This window comes from Desulfallas sp. Bu1-1, assembly GCF_015594625.1.
GTDB lineage: Bacteria > Bacillota > Desulfotomaculia > Desulfotomaculales > Desulfallaceae > JADNRQ01.
Map to the genome: position 1 here is coordinate 1 of NZ_JADNRQ010000094.1, position 311 is coordinate 311.

Annotated in this window: 1 pseudogene; it reads right to left on the reverse strand. The window is 44.4% G+C overall.

The window, feature by feature from the left end:
- Positions 1-235 (reverse strand): annotated as a pseudogene (locus tag IT084_RS17800) (IS5/IS1182 family transposase); the annotation flags it as partial.
- Between the last annotated feature and the right edge of the window lie 76 nt (positions 236-311).

The window sequence follows — 311 nt, forward strand, 5'->3', positions numbered from 1 at the left end:
TTTCACGGTCGCTGAAGCCGCATTTTTCTTTGATGATTAAAGCGCCAAGTGCCATTCGGACGGGTTTGGCCACCTGGCCACGGTTGCTGGGGAAAAGATTGGCATAGCGTTCTTCGATTTTGTCCCAGGGAATCATTTTAGCCAGTTTTACCCAGCGGTTATCGGCTCGTAATTTGCCTTCGAAGGGCAAATTGAATTCTTCGAGATAATATTGATTTTCTATTCTGCGGAACATATTTTTCCTCCAAGTGCACGGTTTTTGCAGCATTTACCGCATTTTCCATGCACTTTATTTCGACAAATATGCTCCT